At 37.6% G+C, this 23512-nt stretch carries 20 protein-coding genes; 8 read left to right on the top strand and 12 right to left on the bottom strand.

Going from position 1 to position 23512, the window contains the following annotated elements:
• Positions 1-259: 259 nt before the first annotated feature.
• The 8 genes from D1953_RS17395 to D1953_RS17360 all read right to left on the bottom strand — a co-directional run bounded on the left by D1953_RS17395 (position 260) and on the right by D1953_RS17360 (position 8269).
• Positions 260-856, bottom strand: a complete 597-nt coding sequence (locus D1953_RS17395) for a TetR/AcrR family transcriptional regulator (RefSeq protein WP_182480665.1) — start codon at positions 854-856, stop codon at positions 260-262.
• Positions 857-890: 34 nt separating this feature from the next.
• The gene (locus D1953_RS17390) at positions 891-1535 is read right to left on the bottom strand and encodes a VC0807 family protein (protein WP_245980214.1); all 645 of its coding nucleotides are present in this window, start codon (positions 1533-1535) and stop codon (positions 891-893) included.
• 330 nt (positions 1536-1865) lie between these two features.
• A complete protein-coding gene (locus D1953_RS17385) occupies positions 1866-2684 on the bottom strand; it encodes an ABC transporter ATP-binding protein (protein WP_119118433.1) in 819 nt (272 codons plus the stop codon).
• Complete coding sequence (locus D1953_RS17380) at positions 2684-3715, bottom strand: FecCD family ABC transporter permease (RefSeq protein ID WP_119118432.1); 1032 nt, start codon at positions 3713-3715, stop codon at positions 2684-2686. Before D1953_RS17380 ends, D1953_RS17385 begins: the two co-directional genes overlap by 1 nt.
• Entirely contained in the window at positions 3712-4746 is a 1035-nt protein-coding gene (locus D1953_RS17375) for a FecCD family ABC transporter permease (RefSeq protein ID WP_119118431.1), read from the bottom strand. Before D1953_RS17375 ends, D1953_RS17380 begins: the two co-directional genes overlap by 4 nt.
• Position 4747: 1 nt before the next feature.
• Positions 4748-5806 carry an iron-siderophore ABC transporter substrate-binding protein gene (locus D1953_RS17370; RefSeq protein WP_119118430.1) on the bottom strand — a complete coding sequence of 353 codons (1059 nt, stop codon included), beginning with the start codon at positions 5804-5806 and terminating at the stop codon, positions 4748-4750.
• Between the two features lie 223 nt (positions 5807-6029).
• Positions 6030-7553 (bottom strand): glycine betaine uptake BCCT transporter, encoded by a 1524-nt coding sequence (locus D1953_RS17365; protein ID WP_119118429.1) that lies wholly within the window; start codon positions 7551-7553, stop codon positions 6030-6032.
• Positions 7554-7603: 50 nt separating this feature from the next.
• Positions 7604-8269 (bottom strand): hypothetical protein, encoded by a 666-nt coding sequence (locus tag D1953_RS17360; protein ID WP_119118428.1) that lies wholly within the window; start codon positions 8267-8269, stop codon positions 7604-7606.
• Positions 8270-8594: 325 nt separating this feature from the next.
• Here D1953_RS17360 and D1953_RS21435 point away from each other — a divergent pair, with 325 nt between their 5' ends.
• Positions 8595-8783, top strand: a complete 189-nt coding sequence (locus tag D1953_RS21435; RefSeq protein ID WP_182480664.1) for a hypothetical protein — start codon at positions 8595-8597, stop codon at positions 8781-8783.
• Positions 8784-9103: 320 nt separating this feature from the next.
• Here D1953_RS21435 and D1953_RS17350 read toward each other — a convergent pair whose 3' ends face one another.
• The 4 genes from D1953_RS17350 to D1953_RS17335 all read right to left on the bottom strand — a co-directional run bounded on the left by D1953_RS17350 (position 9104) and on the right by D1953_RS17335 (position 11970).
• Positions 9104-9424 (bottom strand): heme oxygenase, encoded by a 321-nt coding sequence (locus tag D1953_RS17350; protein ID WP_119118427.1) that lies wholly within the window; start codon positions 9422-9424, stop codon positions 9104-9106.
• A gap of 19 nt (positions 9425-9443) precedes the next feature.
• Positions 9444-10142 (bottom strand): ABC transporter ATP-binding protein, encoded by a 699-nt coding sequence (locus D1953_RS17345; protein ID WP_119118426.1) that lies wholly within the window; start codon positions 10140-10142, stop codon positions 9444-9446.
• Entirely contained in the window at positions 10142-11263 is a 1122-nt protein-coding gene (locus D1953_RS17340) for an ABC transporter permease (RefSeq protein WP_119118425.1), read from the bottom strand. Before D1953_RS17340 ends, D1953_RS17345 begins: the two co-directional genes overlap by 1 nt.
• A 185-nt stretch (positions 11264-11448) precedes the next feature.
• The gene (locus D1953_RS17335) at positions 11449-11970 is read right to left on the bottom strand and encodes a PadR family transcriptional regulator (protein ID WP_119118424.1); all 522 of its coding nucleotides are present in this window, start codon (positions 11968-11970) and stop codon (positions 11449-11451) included.
• Positions 11971-12786: 816 nt separating this feature from the next.
• Between D1953_RS17335 and codB the strand changes: the two genes are divergently transcribed.
• From codB to D1953_RS17300, 7 genes are all read left to right on the top strand, one after another.
• Positions 12787-14061, top strand: coding sequence for a cytosine permease (codB, locus tag D1953_RS17330; protein WP_119118423.1), 1275 nt, complete (start codon positions 12787-12789; stop codon positions 14059-14061).
• Positions 14051-15319: a cytosine deaminase gene (locus tag D1953_RS17325; RefSeq protein WP_119118422.1), complete on the top strand. Its 1269-nt coding sequence runs from the start codon at positions 14051-14053 to the stop codon at positions 15317-15319. Before codB ends, D1953_RS17325 begins: the two co-directional genes overlap by 11 nt.
• Before the next feature lie 167 nt (positions 15320-15486).
• Entirely contained in the window at positions 15487-16173 is a 687-nt protein-coding gene (locus D1953_RS17320; protein ID WP_119118421.1) for a response regulator transcription factor, read from the top strand.
• Complete coding sequence (locus D1953_RS17315) at positions 16148-18232, top strand: sensor histidine kinase (protein WP_119118420.1); 2085 nt, start codon at positions 16148-16150, stop codon at positions 18230-18232. The genes D1953_RS17320 and D1953_RS17315 overlap by 26 nt, the downstream gene beginning before the upstream one ends.
• A 793-nt stretch (positions 18233-19025) precedes the next feature.
• Complete coding sequence (locus tag D1953_RS17310) at positions 19026-20465, top strand: GntP family permease (RefSeq protein WP_119118419.1); 1440 nt, start codon at positions 19026-19028, stop codon at positions 20463-20465.
• A gap of 56 nt (positions 20466-20521) precedes the next feature.
• Entirely contained in the window at positions 20522-21307 is a 786-nt protein-coding gene (locus tag D1953_RS17305; RefSeq protein ID WP_119118418.1) for a 3-hydroxybutyrate dehydrogenase, read from the top strand.
• A gap of 449 nt (positions 21308-21756) precedes the next feature.
• Positions 21757-23187, top strand: coding sequence for a sigma-54 interaction domain-containing protein (locus D1953_RS17300; RefSeq protein WP_245980212.1), 1431 nt, complete (start codon positions 21757-21759; stop codon positions 23185-23187).
• Positions 23188-23512 lie beyond the last annotated feature (325 nt).

Genomic DNA, 23512 nt, shown 5'->3' with positions numbered 1-23512 from the left:
CTGAATGATGAGGATGGCTCTTACCTATCACTATTTGGGGTAAAAACGGTCCTATTGATTAATCCCTTTTTTTCTTAAATCAGAAGTGATTTCAGCGTAAAACTGCTTCACTTTGACTAATTCCTGTAATCCAATTACGACGAATTCCATACCATCACCTCTTATTTCATGAAGTAAACCAACAGTTGGTATGTTAAAAGAACGGGGGAATTCATATACAGACTTTGCCCAGCATACTTAACTTTTTTAATCATATAATCTATGACAATGTCTGGCTGAGAAATTCAAAAATATCACTTGTTGCTACTTGTTCACCTTCAGAAGGGGAAAGAATTTGAGTTACCCTTAGGCCATAGGAAAAAGTCATAAATAAGGTAGCCATTTTCTCAGCATCGATATTTTGGGGAATTACACCATGTTGTTGCCCTATCTCAATCCATTGAACACTAGTTGCCTTACTATATTGGTAAACACTCTTTAAAATGCTTTTAACCTTTTCATCTTCCTGGCTTAACAAATAAATGAATATTATATTCCCTACATCCTTTAGATTCTGTCTACTATGGAAAAATTGAGTGACCATCTCAAACGGTCCAGCATCAGGGGTACCCTCCATGGTATGTTTAACAATCTGATTGAATTTTTCATTCTCATGTTCTATTTTTGATTTAAAAACAAGTCCAAATAATTCATCTTTGCTAGCAACATAATGATAAATGGCCCCTTTAGAAAGACCTGTTCTTTCAATAATGTCTTTGAGTGTTGTATTTCTGCAACCTTTTTCCAGAATAAGTTCTTCAGTCGCCAATAGGATATTCTGGAAACTTGGATTATCATGAGAAGTTGGATTAGACATTTTTTGTACCATCCTTATTAGATTTCTTGATGCTTCATTTTACATTTATTATTAAATCTAAGCGATTTTTTGCGTATTTACGATAGATGACTGTCCATAAAATTGTTAGTCCAATTACACTGTAGAAAATGATTTGTGAAACGGCTAAAAATGCGGAAATTGACAGTTTATATACAAGAATCATTCTAATAACTGCTTCGGCTAAGAGGGAAATTCCCCACACAGCAGTCATTAATCTTATGACAAAGCGAAAATAGGGGAATTCCCAGTTACTCAAAAACTTGCCTTTTTGTTTGGACTCATCATTTGAACTGAATCTAATCGCAAAATGATAAATGAGCGGTTTTGAACAGAATAGAGAAACAATGAAGATAAGTCCTAATATTCCCGTTACTAGCGACTCTCTCATTAAAATTAATTTCTCGCTACCACCTAATAAAAACGCCAATAAGCTAAGAACGAAACCCGTCAACATAAACAGCCCAAAAGCATCAGCTTTCTTATGTTTCACAATGTGATAAAGATTATCCAGCAATGGAACCGACGCTGCAATCAGCAATGAAAAAAAACTTGAGAAATGATTCAGGAGTAAATTATATAGGACAACAGGTGTGAGGCCGTTTATTAAGATACTGACGATAACGGCTTTCCCGACCTTTGTTTTAGAGGCTATGCTCAATTTGATTCCCCCTTACTTTACTGTATTTATATTCCAATAATAAAAACCGACCGTCGGTATGTCAAGTGGTTATTCGCGGAATTTAGGTAATTAAATTCTGAAACGTATCATAAGTAAGTGCGGTTCAAATTCAAAGTCATAAAGCACATATAAAAACTGATCCGTTAGATGTAACAGATCAGTTTTTTTCGTATTCATAATTTAGATTATTCACAGTAAACCGTAAATAATCTAAATGAGGAGCATAAGTCCGTAAGTCCGTCATAGGCCATGGGAAGTAAATCCTTTCCACGATCCATACGGAAAATTGCTGTGCAAAAATACTAGTCTTTATGAAGAGTACATTTTTAATTTATTATGATGTCGCCCGATTGGTACCACAAAAGGAGAGTCCGAAACAGGGTCACTTATTACGTTACAATGAAGTCCAAAAATATCTTCAATCAATGTATCTGTAATAACCGCTGAGGGCTCTCCCTCAGCGATGAGCTTTCCTTTATGCATAGCAAAAATATGATCTGCATAACGTGCTGACAGGTTGATATCATGAAGAACCATGACAATGGTTGTTCCATACTTTCGATTAAGGTCCGTTAGCAGGTCGAGAATTTCGACTTGATAGGTAATATCTAAATAAGTTGTTGGTTCATCGAGAAACAGTATGTCTGTTTGTTGTGCCAGAGCCATAGCAATCCATACACGTTGTCTTTGACCACCTGAAAGCTCGTCAATATGTCGATTGGCAAATTCCGTAATGTTCATGACTTCCATCGCCTCTGCAACGGCTTCATAATCCTTCTTTGTCCAACCCTTTAGAAATGTTTGATGTGGATACCTTCCTCGTCCAACTAAATCCGCAACGGTTATTCCCTCAGGGACAATAGGGGATTGAGGCAAGAGCCCTAATACACGAGCAAACTGCTTTGGTGGTATTTTATGAATAGGTTTCCCTTCCAAGGTCACTTGCCCAGAAGTAGGCTTAATAAGCCTAGCCATCGTTTTAAGTAATGTAGATTTACCACAACCGTTTGAACCAATAATAATGCTTATTTTATTGCTTGGAATTGAAAGACTTACATCATGTAAAATCGTTTTATTATCGTATCCAGCAGTGATTCCTTCAGCTTGAAAAGTATGTCTCGGTTTCATTATAAATCTCCCTTTCGATTCATTCGGATTAGCAAGTAGATCAAGTATGGTGCTCCAAGAATGCCTGTAATGACACCTACAGGGTATCTAGCAACAAATGCAAATTGTCCTACAAGGTCTGATGCTAAAACTAAAATGATGCCAACAAGACCTGCTGGGATAATGCTTGAAAACCCGACACCAACTAGTCTTTTCGCGATAGGTCCAGAAAGAAATGCAACAAATGCGATAGGCCCTGTTGCAGCGGTAGCTAAAGCAATGATAAGTACCGAACTAATAATAAGTACAAGTCGTGTCTTATTAGTAGCAACTCCAAGTGAAGTTGCTGTTTGCTCTCCAAGTTCTAACATATCCAATCGTTTCCCGAGAACAATGATAATGGGTGCGAAAATAAGTACTGTAACCATAAGAGGATAAAGATTTTCCATTTTAGCACCGTTTAAACTGCCGCTGAGCCATCTCATGGCAGTAGGGATATCATGTTGCTGACCGATAAGTAATAAATAAGAGATGGCAGCATTTAGCATGGCTTGAATGCCAATTCCTATTAATATTAATCGACCAATTGAAAAAGAAGTACTTCTTGATAATAGAAAAATAACGATTACTGTAGCAAGCCCACCAATAATAGAAGCAATAGAAACAAAGGCATTACTTGCATGAAGAACGATGATACAAAAAACAGCAGAAGCACTTGAACCAGCTGTTATTCCGATAACATTTGGGTTTGCTAGGGGATTACGGAGCATCGTTTGAAATACATGTCCAGCAACACCAAAAGCAAATCCAGCCAAAACACCTGCCACCATTCTAGGAAAACGTATCGTTCCCACTGCAAAGGATGCACCTTTTACTTTCTCACCTAGTAGAACCCTTATGACATCTGAAACAGGATAAATCGTGTTTCCTAGCATAAGCATCGTAGAGCAAAGTGCAAAGGCAATGATTGCAAGTAAAGAAGTCACAAGGATAAAACGGCGACGTCTTTTTATTCTACCCATCATTATAAGATTCATAGATTCATTTATCATAACGCACGCATTTTCGCTTTCATAGTTATTAAAATTAAAATAGGAGCCCCAATAAATGCTGTAACTACACCAACTTCAAGCTCACCAGGACTTCCTAAAATCCGACCGCATACATCTGATATGGTTAATATAATGGCACCTGATAACGCTGACATTGGGATAATGTATCGTAAATCAGGACCAATAACGAGTCGAATCACATGTGTTGCTAATAAACCTATAAAGCCAATAGGACCTGCGAGCGCTGTTGCTGCACCGCACAATAGCACTCCTCCAAAGGCAGAAACAAGTCTAAGTGTTCCTGTACGTACACCTAATCCTGTAGCTGCTTCATCGCCTAATGCTAATGCATTGAGTGCTGGGGCAGTGAACAGGGCTATTAATATTCCAACAATAAGAAAAGGAATAAAAAGAGAGATAGAGTTCCAATCTCCTGCTCCGACACTACCTACCTGCCAAAATCTAAATTGATCCATAACGTTAGAGCGAGGAATCATAATGGCCATTACGAGAGAGGATAATGCAGCACTCGTAGCAGCACCTGCTAAAACGAGTTTAAGGGGTGTGGCACCGCCACTCCCCATTGAACCAATTCCGAATACAACAATGGCAGTTATGATTGCCCCTGCTAATGCAAGCCAAACGTATTGACTAGCAGTACCTATATTAAAAAAGGAAATTCCGCAAACGACGAATAGTGCTGCCCCTGTGTTAACTCCTAAAATGCTAGGATCTGCAATAGGATTACGAGTAACTGATTGCATTAGGGCCCCAGAAACCCCTAATGCAGCGCCACACATCAAACTAAAGACAGTTCTAGCAATTCTTTGGCGAACCACATTTGCTCCGTGGGACTGTACTTCAGGATGGAATAGGCCGTCCATTAGTTCATTCCATCCAACTGTACGAGATCCAAAAGCAAGAGAAGCCAATACACATATACCGAGTAAGACAATAGAAAGTATAAGAACTTTTATGAAGTTTTTCGGTAAATGTAACTGCTTATTTTCTGAAACGGATGTATGATTCATCTTATTTAACTTTGCTAACGGCTTCTGAGAGTAAAGTTAAGTACTCGTCAATTGAGTATTCAATTGAAAGTGGGTTTGGAGTTCCTGCTGCTGCAAGTGGAGTGTTATCTCCAATAATTGCGACAGAACCTCTCTTTACCGCTGGGATTTCCCCAAGGATTGGATCAGCTTGTAGAGCTGCAAGAGTATCTTTATTTCCATATGATACTAAAACATCAGCATCATTAAGCATATCTGCATTTTCAGCACTTACTTCTATATAGAAACTATTTGGATCAGTGATTTGACTTGTAATACTTTCAGGGTATTCCATCCCTAACTCAGAAAGGAATGCACCACGTGGATCTTCTGGTGTGTAGATGTAGAACTTAGATAAATCATCGGCACTAATACTTATGAATGCAGCCTTCTTACCTTTAACTTCAGAGTGTTCATTTACTTTTTCTTCAATTAGTTTCTCTGTATCGGCAATAAGTTTTTTACCTTCTTTCTCCATTCCCATACCCATTGCATCGTATGTAACTTGTTCACGCCATGAAGCTACCCAAGGGCTAGTTTGATAGGCAACAACTGGAGCGATTTCACTTAATGTATCATATTCTTCTTGAGTAATACCTGAGTATGCTGCAAGAATAACATCTGGATTAGCGTCAGCAATTGCTTCAAAATCTAACCCGTCAGTATCTTGGAAAATAGTTGGCGTTTCTGCCCCAAGTTCCTCTAATTTATCTGCAGTCCAAGGTAACATTCCGCTATCATCTTGAACACCATAGTTTGCAGCTGAAAAACCTACAGGCACAACACCAAGGGCAAGAGCAATGTCATGGTTTGACCATTGAATAGTAACAATGCGTTCAGGTTTTTCTTCAATTGTCGTTTCTCCAAGTGCATGTTTAATCACGATTGGATATTCAGTTGTTGTTTCCTCGGATTCCGCTGTTTTTTTATTAGAGTCTTCAGATTTTGTGCCTGTTTGTTCACTTGAACAACCAGCTAGTGCAATCATAAGCATTACAATTAGTAATGTTAAGACTAATGACATTTTTTGTTTTATAATCATTTTGTATATCCTTTCTTAATACGAGATTAGTTGATAATAATTATCACTATCACTAATGTAAGTCCCTTTGAATGAGTTGTCAATAAAATATTTGAATAGGACTTAGTAAATTAGATAAAGTCAATCTAACTCATTATCTCATTTACTTTTGTTCTGCAGGCTATATATGATACACAAAAACCTTCCAGATCAATGACACGATCAGGAAGGTTTTTGATAAACACTAATAATGTTGTGTGCTTCTTTTGTTGCCTCTTTGTATTTTAGCCTCATTTTTTAAGCCCGTTAACAATGAGTAGCTCATGGCCAGCATGATAATGGCAAATGGGAGTGCGGCTGCGATGGAAGCAGTTTGCAATACATCCAAACCGCCGGCTAGCAGCAAAACAGCAGCTAAAGCAGATTGGATGACTCCCCATGTCATTTTTATTTTGTTAGAAGGATTAAACGTCCCACCTTCACTTAGCATCCCCAATACAAAGGTTGCGGTATCGGCTACTGTTATATAATAAATTGCAACCACAGCGAAACCTAAAATGCTTAACAGGGAACTTAACGGTAGATGATCAAAGAATATAAAAATGGACAATGATACGTTTTCGGCGATATGTTTTGCTAAATCGTGGTTACCGGAATCTTGTACAAGGTCAAGTGCCGAACCGCCAAACACGGACATCCAAAGACAGGTTCCAAGTGTGGGAACAATCAATACACCAATTACAAACTCCTTTATTGTCCTCCCTCTTGAAACCCGGGCAATGAACATGCCGACGAATGGTGCCCAGGCAATCCACCAAGCCCAGTAAAACAAGGTCCATGAAGCAATCCATTGCTCATCTTTTCCAAAGGGGCTTAACCGTAAACTCATATGTAAAAAGTCACTTAAATATAGTCCCGTTGTATTGAAAAACACTTTAATTACAGTTAATGTTGGACCAACAATCAAAATCAATACAATGATTGTCATTGAAAAGATGATTGCTGCGTTGGATAAGTACTTTATTCCTCTTTCTAAGCCTGTATTAAGGGAAATAATAAAAAGGACTGTTGCAACTAAAATGACAATCAGCTGGATAAATAACGTATTAGGACTGCCGAATATGTCATGCATACCTGCAGTAACCTGCATGGCCCCAAGCCCCAAAGAAGTTGCAATACCGAAGACTGTTGCAAAGATGGACAGGATATCAATCGTTTTGCCAATCGGCCCGTGAATTTTGTCGCCCAAAATGGGATGGAACGCTGAACTGATAGCTGCAGGCAGCCGTTTATTATATTGAAAAAAAGCAAGGGCTAATCCTATTACAGTGTAGATTGCCCATGGGTGCAGGCCCCAATGGAAAAATGTATATTTCATTGCGGTGTTGGCTGCATCAATGGTATAAGATTTTCCATATGGAGGGGCTGTATAATGGGTTACTGGTTCGGCGACACTCCAGTACACGATTCCGACACCCATACCAGCCCCAAACAGCATTGCCAGCCAGGAGGCAGTAGAGAAATCAGGCTTATCATTTTTCCTGCCGAGTCTGATATTTCCGTACTTTGAGAACAACAAGTAGATAGAAAAGATGACGAAGAATAGAGTAGTACCAAGATAAACCCAACCAAGGTAATCGATTGAGCTATTATAAATGGCGTTGGTGACTTTGGTAAGATTACCTGTAAAAAAAACTCCCCAGATAATAAAAACGAGGGTTAGCAATAAAGAGATAATAAAAACGCTATTTTCTTTAAACTTATCCATGGAAACCTCCTGGCACTTGAAGAATATTTAACAATATAGATATAGCTCTGTCAGTTATTAAAGGGATTGTATTGAAATTCCCACTTATCCGTATCTATCAACTCTTCATGCGGCACCTCTAATCCGCCTCCAAGATAAATAGTTTGTCCTTTAATCGCAACTACCATGGCCTCGATTAACACATCACTTTCCTTCTTTATATATATATCCCCCAACTGCGTGGATAGCTCGCCATATGGATGAGTAATTTGCTGGCCAGCGTCATCAAAGTTTTCTTCAATATTTACCATATCTTTATAATCGATAGGATGACTGTCAGGAGCACGGCCAGGTACCATCAATAAATATTCAGTATGCCTGATACCATCCAAATCACTTGTAATGACCCCTTTGTTATCAACAGTTTCAACGACTTCAATTTCATTTAAGGTATAGTGATCCAGGGTATCGGGGGCTGGATTGTTAATTAAAATCAAATCTCCCGCTATAGGTTTTTGATTCTGCCTGAGCGTATATACTTTATGATTATGAATAAAGCTGTCATTTTCCCTTGGAATGTATCTTTCCACACTTGCTGCATTAGTTATATGCTGTGTTAAATCCCTCAGCTTAATAAGATGAACGGATAGTTTATACATTGGTTTTATCCCATAGACCTTGTGTAACTCATTGTTGTAATACACAAATTGACCTTTTCTTATCTGGTACAGTTTCACGAATGGAGCTCCTTTCAATCCATTTATATAACTCAAATAGCAATTGTAAAATAGTTGATATAAAATCCGGGACATCATCCTTTTTTCCTTAGATATTTGTAGGATGCCTAATTTTTTAAAAAACATGTCGTGGTGGAAGGCTGGATGAGTGTTTTTCTATAAATTAATAGAAATCTCAGGGTTACCTTGTCTGAATAAAGCATAAGTTTTATACGAATGGTAAGGGAAATAGTGTTAGAGGTTGGACTATTGGTTTATAAATAATCAATCCTTAAATATTAATATACTTATATAAAATTAAGAGGTAACAAACCGGAGGATAAAGATGAATGGAATAAATATGATAGTGACAATTGTTGTCATTAATGTTGTTTATGTATCATTATTTACAATTCGACTTTTGTTTGTATTGAAGAGATGGCACCAAAAGCATTTGTTATTTCTTATGAACCAAGATATTTTCGAGGCGGATTTTGGACCAAGAGATTACCTTAGGGGATTGGTTGTGGGATAATAATGTGAGGGGGAAAATTATTACTTTTGGATTACCATAGTTAAAAAAGCACAATCTTGATGTTAAAAGCAGATTTTTACCATCAAGATTGTGCTTTTGAATTTTGGACCCACGTATACAATATAATAGCAAAATACGAAGAAATAGTATGCTTTATTTTTTTACCTCTATCATCTTACTAGGCGGTTCTTCACATGAATTGAAAGGTTTGTAGAAAGGTATAGGCTAAACAAGCTTTATTATTCATAACATACTTGTTTAGCCTACCTTTTTTGTTTAGTGTGCCAGAGGAACTGACTATAAGTTGCCAAAAACGGTCATCATATAGTTGATTCTAAAGTCGAAGCAACCTCAGAAATAATGATTTCACTTCCCAAGATAGGTGAATCTTGTCCACCATTGGCTGGGCCTTTATGGGCTTCTTTGAAAGCATCGCTATTTTTCCATTGAGCAAAGTCTTCCATAGTGTTCCAATACATATTTACATTGAGCTCATCATATTCTGAAAGGTTTTTAGTAATTAATACTTCAACTTTTACAAAACCGTCCATTTTCTGTAAAGCTCCTGGTCTTGTGAACATTGGAGCCATTTTGTCAGCAAAACCTAATTTCGTTTTAATTCTGTTTGTTACGATAATCATTGATTATTCCTCCTACTTGTCATTTTAGATTTTCTAAATGGAAACTAGTCGGCTTAAGTTTACCGTCTTCCATTCGATATACTTTGTCACAGTATTTTAACATTCGTTCGTCATGGGTCACCATAATGGCTGCCTTATTTCTAGATTTCACCTCCCTCGCAATAAGTTGAACGACCTCATGGGCTCTTTGGGTATCGAGGCTTGCTGTTGGTTCATCAGCCAAAATAATCGAAGGATTATTCATAAAGGCACGAGCAATAGCTGTACGTTGACGTTCTCCTCCAGATAAATGTTCCGGGAGCTTTTTCATTTTTGTTTCCAATCCGAGATTTTGAAGTAATTCTTTAGCAGTTTCTTTCTCTCTTTTTGTCACTTTACCAGCCATTTTTTTTACAACCAGTAATTGGTCGAGAACATTTAAGTAAGGAATTAGATTGCTTGTTTGTAATATAAATCCTATTTCCTCAAGGCGTACTTTTGATAAATCTTTCTCTTTTAAATCGCCTATTACTTTTCCATTCAGGTTTACTTCCCCTTCTGAGGCTTGTAGTAAGGCCCCTGCGATGGAAAGAAAAGTACTTTTACCTGAACCTGAGGGACCGATGACGGCAATAAATTCTCCTTGTTCGACGGAAAGAGAAACATCATTAAGAGCAACAACTTGATTTGCCCCTTGTTGATAGTATTTAGATACATGATTGAACTTTATTCCTGACATTACTCTATCCTCCCAATTGCCTGAAGTGGGTCTATCTTTGTAATTTTACGAATGGAAATCAGCGAGCTTAATATTGATATAACTAGCAATAAAATAGCATAAATGATGACAAGTTTAATATCTAGTGAAAATGGCATTCCATCTGGAAGAATTAAAGCTGTTCCATATGTTAAGAGTATTCCAACAACAATACTAATGAATGAAAGTAGAAATACTTGTGACACAATTGTTTTGCCTAAAAAAGCATTACTTGCACCAATCGCTTTTAAAATGCCAAATTGATTGGATTTTTGCAAGGTAAGTACATAAAAGAAGACAGCTAATACAAAGGCTGAGATTGCTAAAAGGAAGGCCAACATCATCATAATCGTGCCATTTTCCTCTTTATATCCAGGCATTCCTTGTATCGCCGCAGCCTTTGTTACTGTTTCTGTGTTATGGAAAAGATTATTTAATTTCTGCGGATCAATATCTTCCCCTTGAAGCATAATACCATTCACTGGATTTTTAATACCATTATCAGAACCAGGTGCTGCAAACTGAATTGAGCGCCATTTATCTAGTGTAGTAAAAATAGCGGGTAAATGATTGTATGTTTCATTTTCTACAAATCCAATAATTTTCATTTTTTCTAGAGACCCTTCTATTGAGAGTGTGTCTCCAATTTTAAATCCTTTATCTTTTAAGGTGTCATTAGCGATAACTTCTAGTGGTTTATCATTATTGAGAGCATTTCCTTCAATAATGCTTGGTTCTAAAAAACTTCCCGCAGTGATACCTAAAATAGCAATATCTACTTTTTCACTATCTTTGGAAGGAGTTGATTTTAAAACCGTAGCCATTGTGGCTCCCATTGGTGCTGCTGAGGAAACATTATCTTGCTTTTCAAGTTCATCCACGAATGATTCAGTTAATAGTGAACGGCTCATCGAGGCTCTAGATCCTTCCTCAAAAGTAACGTAATCTGCTTTCATATTTTTAAATGTTGCGGCACTTAGTGTGGAAAGCCCATTTCCTAAACCTGATAGGATAAAGACTAGCCAAGCAATAAGGACGGTTATGATTCCAATCATAAGAAAACGAAATTTGCCATGTTTTAATTCTTTTAAAGCCAGAAACAATGGAAATCCTCCCTTAAATTAATATGATTAGTCAACGATGACTAATTTAACATGATTATATTATTATATTTGTGATTAGTCAATCGTGACCAATTGAGGGCAGGGTGGCGGATTTTATAATGTATAAATAGGAAAAGGAAACCTATTAACAAGGTTTCCTTGAATTTAACACTATTGTAGAAGAATTATTCCGAATAAAGAGAAAGATTTCTGATGGACTTTTCAAGAAATGCAACCTCTGCTTCTAACATGGTAATTTTGTGTTCTACTGCAAGATTGACTCCAGATCTTACTCCGTGGGATGGGGTTTGTTTCATGACTTCTAATAATTTCTTACTATTGTTTAAACGTTCTTCCAATGCAGGTATTGTTTTTTCTAAAGGGAGAAAATCAATAAACATTAATCCAATATCTCCTTGATAATTCACCCTTTCAGCTGAAGATAAATTATTCAATAATAATTGGTAAAAATATTGCTTGCCACTATCATTTATGGAGTACACTTTTCGGGTCGGTCTGTTTCCTTCTTGCTCCAACTGAATGTCAATATATCCGTTTTGACTGAGTTTATCTAAAGTTGCATAAGCGGTAGGTTTTTTCATGTCGGTAATTGTACTTAAATTTCTCTCTATAAATTCATTGATTTGATATCCATGTTGACTTTGACTCATGAGTAATCCAAGTAAAATAAGCGAGCGTTGTTCCATTGAGATCCGCCCTTTCTGCTATTAGCTCTTGTCTTATATTTTCTCGCATATTTTATTTGTAGTCAATTGAGCGCTTACCAACAACTATAGAGGGAAAGCTTTAATCCTCCTATCTTAAGTAAACGACGAGTGAAGCTGTCTTCTTGAACTCTCCAAAAAAATCAATTCATGAGTTGTTTTCTTAGCTCCAGATGTGCAGCAACCATTAGTGTTGATGGGGTTGGCGGAATAGGGGGGTGTAACATCTCTAAAGTATGTTTTTAAATTTTTATAAGGGGTTGTAAAAAAATGCTGGTTAAGTCGATAATGTAGGTAAATCCACGAAAAAGTAATTTGCGTTTCTTCATAGAAAGCTCCTTAATTTATATGTTTGTAAAAAATTGAATGCGTAAAATATTATAGACGCTCTGATAAAAATATGTAAGGCAAAGTGCTCACCAATAGGATGAAATAATAAGTAAGATTTCCTACTTAAGAAAAATTGAAAGCAATTGAAGTTGAAATGGCTGAATTAAAAGCTAGAACAGAACTATTGGCTGAACAGCTAAGAAAATCAGTTGACATCATATTGTTTTCCTGTAATAATATTCTTAATTAAATACTGGTACCTTTAATTCAGTCCAGAGAGGCTGACAAGGACAGCGGAAATAATGATTATTGCTTTGGTAGCCTATGCATACAGGTTTACCATGGTTCATTGTGTAAAAAAGCTTCTTGTCAGAAATGGCAAGAAGCTTTTTTATTCCCTAATTTCCAAATTATCGAGGCTTTCTTCGGTACCGGTTTCCTATTAACTAACTTATTGGAGGAATTGGTATGTCAAAAGTTGATAAAGAATTTTCGTTACAGGCAGTACCTCAGGCGAATAGAAATGGGTTCTGGAAAATCCTCGCGGTGATGCTCTCACTTAGCTTTTTCTCAGCGAGCATGTGGTCTGGAGGAACATTAGGAACGGGATTGTCATTTGTAAAGTTTATATGGATTGTGTTAGCTGGTAATCTTGTACTTGGGCTTTATACAGGTGCATTAGCCCATATTGCTGCAAAAACGGGGCTATCAACGCATTTATTGGCTCGATACTCATTGGGTGAAAAAGGCTCTTATTTATCTTCATTTTTATTAGCTTCAACTCAAGTTGGCTGGTTTGGTGTTGGACTTGCGATGTTTGCAGTCCCTGTTGCAAAAGCAACTGGAGCCAATGTTTATCTATTAATAGCGATTTTTGGTCTAGCAATGACGATATCAGCTATTTTTGGGATGAAGACTTTAACTGTTTTAGGATTTATCGCTGTACCGGCAATTGCTATTTTCGGTAGTTATTCAATGGTTGATGCAACTCATACAGCTGGGGGCATTCAAGAATTATTCAATTATGAACCGGAGCAGGCAATGGGTGTTGGCCTAGCATTAACGATTTGTATTGGGTCCTTTATTAGCGCTGGAACACTTACACCTGATTTTGCCCGTTTTGCTAAAACATCACGTTCTGCTGTGAGTGCTAATATTATTGCCTTTTTCCTTGGAAATTCGCTCATGTTTTTATTTGGCGCAGTCGGAGCTATGGTTTACAATAAAGCGGATATTTCAGACGTCATGTTTTTACAAGGATTAATGATTCCAGCGATCATTGTACTTGGTTTAAATATTTGGACAACAAATGATAGTGCGTTATATGCTTCTGGACTAGGGTTTTCAAATATTACGAAATTGCCAAAACATAAAGTGGTTGTTTTTAATGGAATTGTGGGAACACTAGCGGCAATGTGGCTTTATAACAATTTTGTAGGATTCTTGACGATTCTAGGATCTACGTTACCATCAATAGGAGCTATTATATTAGCAGACTATTTCTTGTTAAATCGCGGAAAATACCAATCATTCGAAACAATGAAATTTAAAGCAGTCAATTGGGTCGCTATTATAGCATGGGTAGGTGGAGTCGTAATCGCCAATGTTGCACCAGGTATTCCTCCGATTAATGCCCTATTAGGAACTTCCATTATCTATGTTGTTGTAATGAAATGTATGCCGCAACGTGAAGTATCAATTAGTACACTAAATCATAAAGGTGAGATCATCAGTGATAATTAAAAATGCAAAGCTTAGAGGAAAAGATGGCCTTTGGCACTTATTTATACAAGACGGTAAGATTAATAGAATTACACAAATACTAGAAGATATGGACGGAAAAGAAATTTTGGATGTCGAAGGGTCTCTTGTTCTGCCACCTTTTATTGAACCGCATATCCACTTAGATACAACCTTAACAGCAGGTGAACCGGAGTGGAATAAAAGCGGTACTTTGTTCGAAGGAATACAAAGATGGGCGCAAAGAAAAGAAACATTAACGATAGAAGATGTGAAAACAAGATCGAAAACTGCGTTAAAATGGCAAATTGCTCAAGGGATTCAGCATGTCCGTACACACGTAGATGTTACAGATCCAGAGTTAACGGCTTTAAAGGCAATGCTTGAAGTAAAGGAAGAAATGGCTCCTTACGTAGATATTCAACTTGTTGCGTTTCCACAAGAAGGCATCCTTTCATATCCTAATGGGGGAGAATTGCTGGAAGAGGCATTGAAAATGGGGGCAGATGTAGTAGGCGGCATTCCTCATTTTGAATTTACAAGAGAATACGGAGTCGATTCCTTAAAAATGGCTTTTGATCTCGCTGAGAAATACGATCGTTTAGTTGACATTCATTGTGATGAAATTGATGACGAACAGTCTCGATTTGTAGAAGTTGTGGCAGCGGAGGCCTACAAACGTGGACTAGGTACTCGTACAACAGCGAGCCATACAACGGCAATGGGCTCTTATAATGATGCCTATACGTATAAATTATTCCGTCTCTTAAAGCTTTCTTCCATTAATTTTGTATCAAATCCACTTGTGAATATTCACCTTCAAGGGAGATTTGATACGTATCCAAAACGAAGAGGTCTGACGCGAGTAAAAGAGTTACAAGAAGCGGGACTAAATATTTGCTTTGGTCACGATGATATATTTGATCCATGGTATCCACTAGGAACAGGGAATATGCTTCAAGTATTGCATATGGGAATCCATGCTTCACAATTAATGGGCTATGATCAAATTGTCAATTCCATTGATTTGATTACTAAAAATAGCGCTAAAACGTTACAAATTGAAGAGAATTACGGAATCGAAGAAGGTAAGCCAGCTAACTTCATTGTCTTGTCTGCAGAAAATGAATATGAGGCGATTCGCAAGCAAGCAACAGTTAGATATTCCTTTAGAGATGGCAAAATAATTGCTGAAACAAAGCCAAGTGAAACAACAATAACTTTAGAGCGATTTGAAGAGAAAATTAACTTTAATAAATAGAAGACATATGGACACAACTTTAATAGGGTTGTGTCTTTTTTAATATTAAGAAAGTCTTAAGATTTACATAAGGAGTTTATTAAGATTTGATTGGTATCATTACCTTAAGCAGATAAATAATAGGAGTGATATCATATGTTCCAATTCATATACAGGAGTGAATTTTTATGAATATATTAGTTTGTGATGATGATAAGGCCATTGTAGATGCTATCGGGATTTACTTAGAAAATGAGGGGTATAAAGTTTTCAAAGCGTCTAACGGAATAGAGGCTATCGAAATAATCGAAGATCATGAAATCCATTTGATTATCATGGATATTATGATGCCTAAGATGGACGGCATAACAGCTACTATGAAAATCAGAGAAGGCAATAAAATACCGTTGATTATGCTTTCTGCCAAGTCAGAAGATTATGATAAGATATTAGGATTAAATTTAGGAGCAGATGATTATATCACTAAACCATTTAATCCTTTAGAACTCATAGCAAGAGTGAAGTCACAGCTAAGAAGGTATACCACATTGGGAAGCCTTGAAACGAAGAACCATGTTTATCAAACTGGGGGACTTATCATTGATGATGAACGTAAAGTAATCACTATTGATGGAGAGGAAGTTCATCTTACACCGGTGCAATATAAAATACTAAAGCTTTTGACTGTCAATGCTGGGAGAGTTTTTTCTATAGAGGAAATCTATCAGAAGGTATGGAATGAAACGCCTGTTAATCCGGAGAATACAGTGGCTGTTCATATCAGGAAAATAAGGGAAAAAATAGAAATAAACCCGAAAGAACCAAAATATTTAAAGGTGGTGTGGGGAATTGGATACAAAGTTGAAAAATTATAGCCACTCAATCATAACAAAAATTATCGTTTTTGCCATAGTAATCACATGTTTTACGGGGGCTCTAACAGCATTTGTACATACAGCCATTTTAAGTGATGGTAATTTTGAAATCATTTCTGAAGATAACTACTTCCAAAGCAGAGCTTATGTACAAGAAGGAGAAAGTCTTGTTTCCAATCTAACTCAACTAATAGGAGACTATAAGAGTGAAAAATATATTTTGAAAGGTGGGAGTATCGATGAAGAAGAATTAAGAATCGAAGTGGAAGACTTATATTCAGATTTTCAACTCCAATCTAAAAGCTATAATCCGAACTTGAGTGAGGAAGAGAATTATAAGAAGTTCAAAGAAGTATATAAAGATGAGATTGCACAAGCAAAAGGCAGGATGATTAAGAACGATTTAAGGGAATTCCATTTACTAAAGCAAAATCTAGAAGTGTATGAAGGTCTAGTTTATTATGCAAGTAATGGTACGAATGTATTTACGAACAGTACAAAAAAAGAGCAAGGTCAATTTAAAACTTATCCTTCTTACATGGTTTTCGAGGATTATAAGAGAGAAATCTTTCCGAAAGAGGTAGAAGGCAACAAACATTTAGATCAGGTTACAGGACAAATAGATGAATTAGATCCAGAAACTACTGTGATTTATGTGGCTTTTACGGAAGAATTTTTAGATCTCAAAATAAAAGAATGGAAGGAAGATAAGGTAGCAGCGACCAATAACTTATATAAAGTAGTAGCATTTTTAGTAGGGCTTATTTTATCCTTTCTATATTTAGCACTCATAATTGGGAGAAAATCTTTTGACGATCAGGAAGTACACTTCCATGCAGTGGATAGATTATATAATGATCTTAACCTAGTGTTGTGTCTAGGGATGATAGTGTTTTGGGGTGCATTGCTGAGTAAGGTAGGTTTTGAAAATGCCTATCAAATGTCTATTCCAATTACAGCCCCAATTGCTACAGCAGGACTCATACTCATTTTATCACTTGTGAAACATTTCAAGAATCGAACTCTCATCAAGCATACCTTGCTTTATAGTATTTTTTATAAGCTGTTTGTATTTGTAAAGAATGTATATGCTAGTGGAAGTGTTGGCGTAAAGACTGTATTACTAGTCATCGGTTATCCTATCTTGGTCGTAATAACATTTTTCATGTTCCCAGTAACCATAGGTGCAGCCGCCTGGTTCGCTTTTAAAAAGGTGAAATCTTTCCAGGCTATACAAGAAGGGGTCGAGAGAATAAAGGATGGGGACCTTCGTCATCGAATCGATGTGGAGGGAGAGGGAGAGTTTGAAAGGCTTGCTGGTAATATAAACAGCATCACAGATGGTTTGAAAAAATCCGTTGATAGTGAGCTAAAAAGCGAACGGTTAAAAACAGAGCTCATCACCAATGTATCCCATGATATTCGAACACCTTTAACTTCGATTATCACTTATGTTGACTTATTGAAAAAGGAAAAGGATCCTTCCAAGGTAGAAGAATATGTCGAGGTACTGGATCAAAAATCGAAAAGGCTCAAAATTCTAATAGACGATTTATTTGAAGCAGCCAAAGCCTCAAGCGGGGATATTCCGGTTCAATTAGAGCAAATTGATATCGTATCTTTAATTACTCAAGGGTTGGGAGAAGTAAATGACAAAATTGAAGCCTCAGATTTAGAGTTTAAGATTAATTATCCTGAGGATAAAGTATATATGAAAGCGGATGGAAGATTACTCTGGAGATCGATAGAGAACTTATTATCCAATATATTTAAATATGCTTTAAAAGGGTCAAGGGTCTATATCGATATTGAAGATACAGGCAACGAAGTCCTTCTCACCTTCAAAAACATTTCAGCTTATGAATTAAATATTTCAGCAGAAGAATTAATGGAGCGTTTTAAAAGAGGCGATGAATCCAGATTTAGTGAAGGCAGTGGATTAGGTCTATCAATTGCAGGAAGCCTTATTGAGTTACAAGGTGGGAAATTTTCTATTCAAGTTGATGGAGATTTATTCAAGTCGATGATCTGTATGCCTAAACATCATAACAATGACTGACTCGCATTAGTTTTTTAAAATTAAATGATTATTAGGAATAGGATATCAAAGCGATGTCCTATTTTTTTGCATACCTTTTATTGCTCAAATATATAAATCGGAGAGTTAAATAGAGGAGGTGAACCATAGCCTTTAGATAAAGTTCAATTAATAGAATAATCTTTAATCAGTTGCGCTAAATAAATCAATCCCTTTTCTAGTTGTTCAATTGAAGTGTAAGAATGGGACAGGTGAAGGTGCGGATAATCCTTTTTTATACATACCTCCTAGATATAAGACTAAAAGTAAGTTAAAGGAGCTACTTCGACCCGCTGATGAATTTCCCCCCACCGGATTGATATCTTCCGTTTCCGTTTTTCCGGAATTTTATACTGATTTATTCCACAAAACAGGAATTTTCCGTTTTTTAGGAATAGTAGTTTACTATTTATAGGCCTATTCCCTAGTAATTCCAAGTTGGCACAAAACTTGCAGATAATGGATTGAGAGAATAAATGAAGTCTTATCGATCATCTCAGGGGGTGCTGGAAAAGTGGATGGACTTATTTCTATGGAAGATTAATTTTTACTAGACTACACGAAATATTCCAGTATTATGGTAATTTATAGTGTTATTTTCCACTATTAGCAAAATTAGAATATTCATTGTGCTAGTGACAAGTAGTTATTAATTTCTACAAATACTAGCATAAAACGCGAAAAAGGGTATAAATGTGAATATCATTCCCAAATGATTATAGAAACATTTACTTAGAAAAGGCCCTTTATGGAATTAAATTTAAGGGGGATTTATATGGATTTATTAATTATTTTATTAGCGCTCGGATTATTAATGTTTGCTGCTTACCGCGGTTATTCAGTTATTTTATTTGCTCCTATCTGTGCGCTTCTAGCTGTTTTATTAATCGCACCGCTCCATGTTTTGCCTTTCTTTTCAGGCGTGTTCATGGAAAAGATGGTCGGCTTTATTAAATCGTATTTTGCTGTTTTCTTACTAGGAGCTATTTTTGGTAAGGTCGTAGAAATGTCGGGGATTGCTGAATCCATTGCTAAGACTATTGTTGGCTGGCTTGGAGCGAAACGGGCGATGCTGACGATTGTGTTGCTTGGTGCAATTTTAACTTATAGCGGTGTTAGTTTATTTGTAGCTGTGTTTGCGATTTATCCGTTTGCTGCACAAATGTTCAGACAAGCAAATATTCCGAAAAGATTGATTCCGGGTACGATTGCTCTTGGTGCTTTTACTTTTACAATGGATGCATTGCCGGGTACACCGCAAATTCAAAACGTTATTCCGATTTCCTTCTTTAAAACAGATATCTATGCTGCACCAATCCTTGGAATCATAGGCGCCATCATCGTTTTAGCTGTCGGCTTATTGTACCTAGAGTCGAGAAGGAAAAAAGCTGAAAGAGCCGGTGAAGGCTATTATGGTTTTGAAGCGGAAACGGCTGCTGCTTTGGAAAAGGAAGAGACAGAATCGAAAGAACCTGCTCTTGTCAATTTAACAACTAAGCAACCGTTAGCTAAACAGATTCTTGCCTTTGTTCCACTTATTTTGGTTGGGGTAACGAATAAACTGTTTGTAACGTATATTCCGACATGGTATCCGAATGGCTTTGATTTTGCAGCACTTGGCTTAGACGCTTATAAGGTTGATGTGGCTGTATCTGCCCCAATCTGGGCGATTATTATGGCACTACTCGTAGGGATTGTGACATCCATTGCTTATGATTGGAGACGGGTAACGAAAGGCTTTAAGGATGGTGTGAATACGGCTATAGGGGGTTCGTTGTTGGCCACTATGAACACCGGTGCTGAATATGGATTTGGCGGTATTATCGCAGCACTCCCAGGGTTTTCAAAAATCAGTGATGGGATATCTACTGCGTTTACAAATCCACTTGTTAACGGTGCGGTTACGACATCTGCACTTGCCGGGATGACAGGATCGGCATCCGGTGGTATGGGTATTGCGCTAGGAGCAATGGCTGATAAGTATAATCAAGCGATTGCTGCTGCTAATATTCCTCCAGAAGTGATGCACCGCGTAGTGGCGATGGCATCAGGCGGTATGGATACTCTTCCTCATAATGGTGCGGTTATAACTTTGCTTGCGGTAACAGGATTAACACATAAGCAATCGTATAGAGATATTTTTGCTATCACCGTTATTAAAACATTAACTGTATTCGTGATCATTGCTCTTTATACATTCTTCGGAATTGTTTAATAGAATAAAGAATTTACTAGACAACTAGATTATTTAATATCTTAGGAGGTATGAACGTGGGGAAAACATTAGCAGGAAAAACAGCATTTATTACAGGAGCGGTAAGCGGAATCGGCTTAGAAATCGCTAAGACCTTTGCTCAAGAAGGGGCAAATATCGTCATTTCTGATTTAAATGCTGAAAAAAGTGAACGAGTAGTGCTAGAGCTAAAAGAACAAGGATTTGAAGCGATTGCTGCTCCTTGTGATGTTACCAATGAGGAAGCATTTAAGAATAGTCTTCAATTGGCTCGCAGCACCTTTGGGAAAATTGATATTTTAGTTAATAATGCTGGATTGCAGTATGTCGCCCCGATTGAGGAGTTCCCAACTGAAAAATTCGAGCTGCTTCTAAAGGTTATGTTAACTGCTCCTTTTATTGGGATTAAGCATGTCTTCCCATTTATGAAGGAGCAAGGCTTTGGCCGGGTTATCAACATGGCTTCGATCAATGGTCTTGTTGGCTTTGCCGGCAAAGCGGCCTACAATAGTGCCAAACATGGGGTCATTGGTTTGACGAAAGTGGCGGCATTAGAAGGGGCTCCGCACGGAATTACAGTAAATGCTTTATGTCCTGGTTATGTCGATACTCCGCTTGTAAGAGGACAATTAGCTGATTTAGCCAAGACAAGAAAGGTTAGCCTGGATCGAGCTGTGGAGGAAGTCCTATTACCGCTTGTTCCACAAAAAAGGTTATTATCTGTATCAGAAATTGCTGATTATGCTGTCTTTTTAGCAAGTGATAAAGGCAGAGGTGTAACAGGACAGGCTGTCGTATTAGATGGCGGGTATACAGCGCAATAAAGTGAGACTAACCATCAGCGAGGGCCGCTGATGGTTAGTCTCGTCTTACGGTCACTGAGATTTCAAGCCTTGCTTTCAATCAAGTAACCGTATGGACCTGATTGGTGAAAGCTTACTACTAAGTTTCACTGTATTTTAGCAATCGAACCTTTACGAGCAGTTGTCCTTCACCCATCTTCTTTAGCTCCTCATAAGCTTAAGGTGGGGGCTTATTGCTCGTTAAGTGTGGGATAAAAAGAAAGCCGCCCTGAAAATAAGCAGGGGATCAAGGTGAAATTCTATGGTATAAATCATGCCTCGCGTTGTGAAATTCGTTAGCGTGAATGTCTCCGTTAAACAATATGGTTGAATTAAGTAATAGCGGCACTACTTTGAATCCGTACCCATACGTAATTTTAGACCGCTTTTGTTATAATAAATAGAACGAGTGCAGCAAGGGGGAAGCAAAAGTGAGTCGGGCATTTGACGGGGTACCAATCAGTTGGCATGAGCAAATTATCAATCTGTTGGCAGAACGTGTGGTCATTATCGATGATAACGGAATGATTTTATATATCAACGAGGGATATTGCCAGTTCATTGGGAAAACTATGGAAAAGGCAATTGGTCAGCCTGTACAGGATGTGATTGAAAATTCGCGAATGCACAGGGTGGTCAAAACAGGGAAGGCAGAATTGGCCGCTGTTCAAAAAATCAATGGCAGTGAAATGATTGCCAATCGTTTTCCCATTTTTGAGGATGGGAAAGTTGTTGGCGTTGTGGGAAATGTGATGTTCCGTAATCCTGAGGAATGGCGGATGTATAGAACAAAAATTCAAAACCTTGTCGAAGAATTAAACTATTATCAAGCAAAAGCTCAAAGAGATTTGCGGAGTAAATACAGCTTTGAGGACTTAATGGGCAGCAGTCCTATTTTTCTTGAGGCAAAAACACTCGCTCAAAGAGTATCTGGGAGCAATTCATCGGTGTTATTAATCGGGGAATCGGGTACAGGGAAGGAATTATTTGCTCATGCGATTCATCACAACAGCACCCGTGCGTCCGCTCCATTTGTGGCAATTAACTGTTCCTCCATCCCTGAACACTTATTGGAATCGGAATTGTTTGGCTATGAGGAGGGCGCTTTTACAGGTGCGAAAAAAGGTGGCAAGAAGGGGCAGTTCGAACTGGCCAGCAAAGGAACGCTTTTTTTGGATGAAATTGGGGACATGCCGCTCTCAATGCAAAGTAAACTATTGAGGGTACTGCAGGAAAAAGAGGTTGTGCGTGTAGGCGGCTATAAGTCAATCTCTGTTGATGTGCGGATTATCGCTGCCACTCATCGTGATTTAGAAAAGATGGTTGAAAAAGGAGAGTTCCGCCAAGATTTATATTACCGCTTAAATGTCATTAAAATTGATATTCCTCCGCTAAGGGAACGAAAGGAAGATATTCCTCCGATTGCAAGACGGTTATTAAAAAAATTGGAGGCAAGATTTTATCGCAATAGTATTGAGCTGTCTGCTGAAGTAAAAGAACGATTGATGCAGCACTCATGGCCGGGGAACATTCGCGAATTGGAAAATGTTTTGGAGCGTTCGATTAATGTACTGGATGGTAAAACGATTAAGGTGTCCGACCTGCCCTTGTATTTGCGCGATTTTGAGCCGAAGGACGGTAGCGCCATTCATTCCTCCAGTGAAGGGATTTCTCCAAATCTTGTGTCAGCATCAGAGCTATCGTTTATTCAGCCATTGAAGGAGACACTGGCGCAAGTGGAAAAGCAAGCAATTGAACATGCTTTAGCGGTTACGAAAGGCAATAAGCTAGAAGCGGCTCGGCTGCTGGAAATCAGTAAAACGAGTTTTTACGATAAATGTAAGTTATATAATATAAAATAAAGAGATGCTAGTCGTAAAGTTTGCTTTTAATCCTGATAGATGGTAATTGGAAATCGATGTGACATAGGACCTTTTAATCGTCTAAAAATTGAAAATAGATGTGATACATTGGAAACAACAATACCTCCTATTAGAAATGGTTTTAGAACTTGTCTAATAAGGGGGGTTATTATTTTACAATAATTTAGATCTTAAATAAACACAAAACAGCTGCCGGGAATTTTCCGACAGCCAGGATAAGGCTAAAGTTAGTTTTTATCAGTACCCTTGCCGGTACCTTTACCAGTACCTTTGCCGGTACCTTTACCAGTACCTTTGCCGGTAC

It is taken from the genome of Peribacillus asahii, assembly GCF_003570725.1.
GTDB lineage: Bacteria > Bacillota > Bacilli > Bacillales > DSM-1321 > Peribacillus > Peribacillus asahii.
This window is presented reverse-complemented; position numbering and strand designations above follow the sequence as displayed.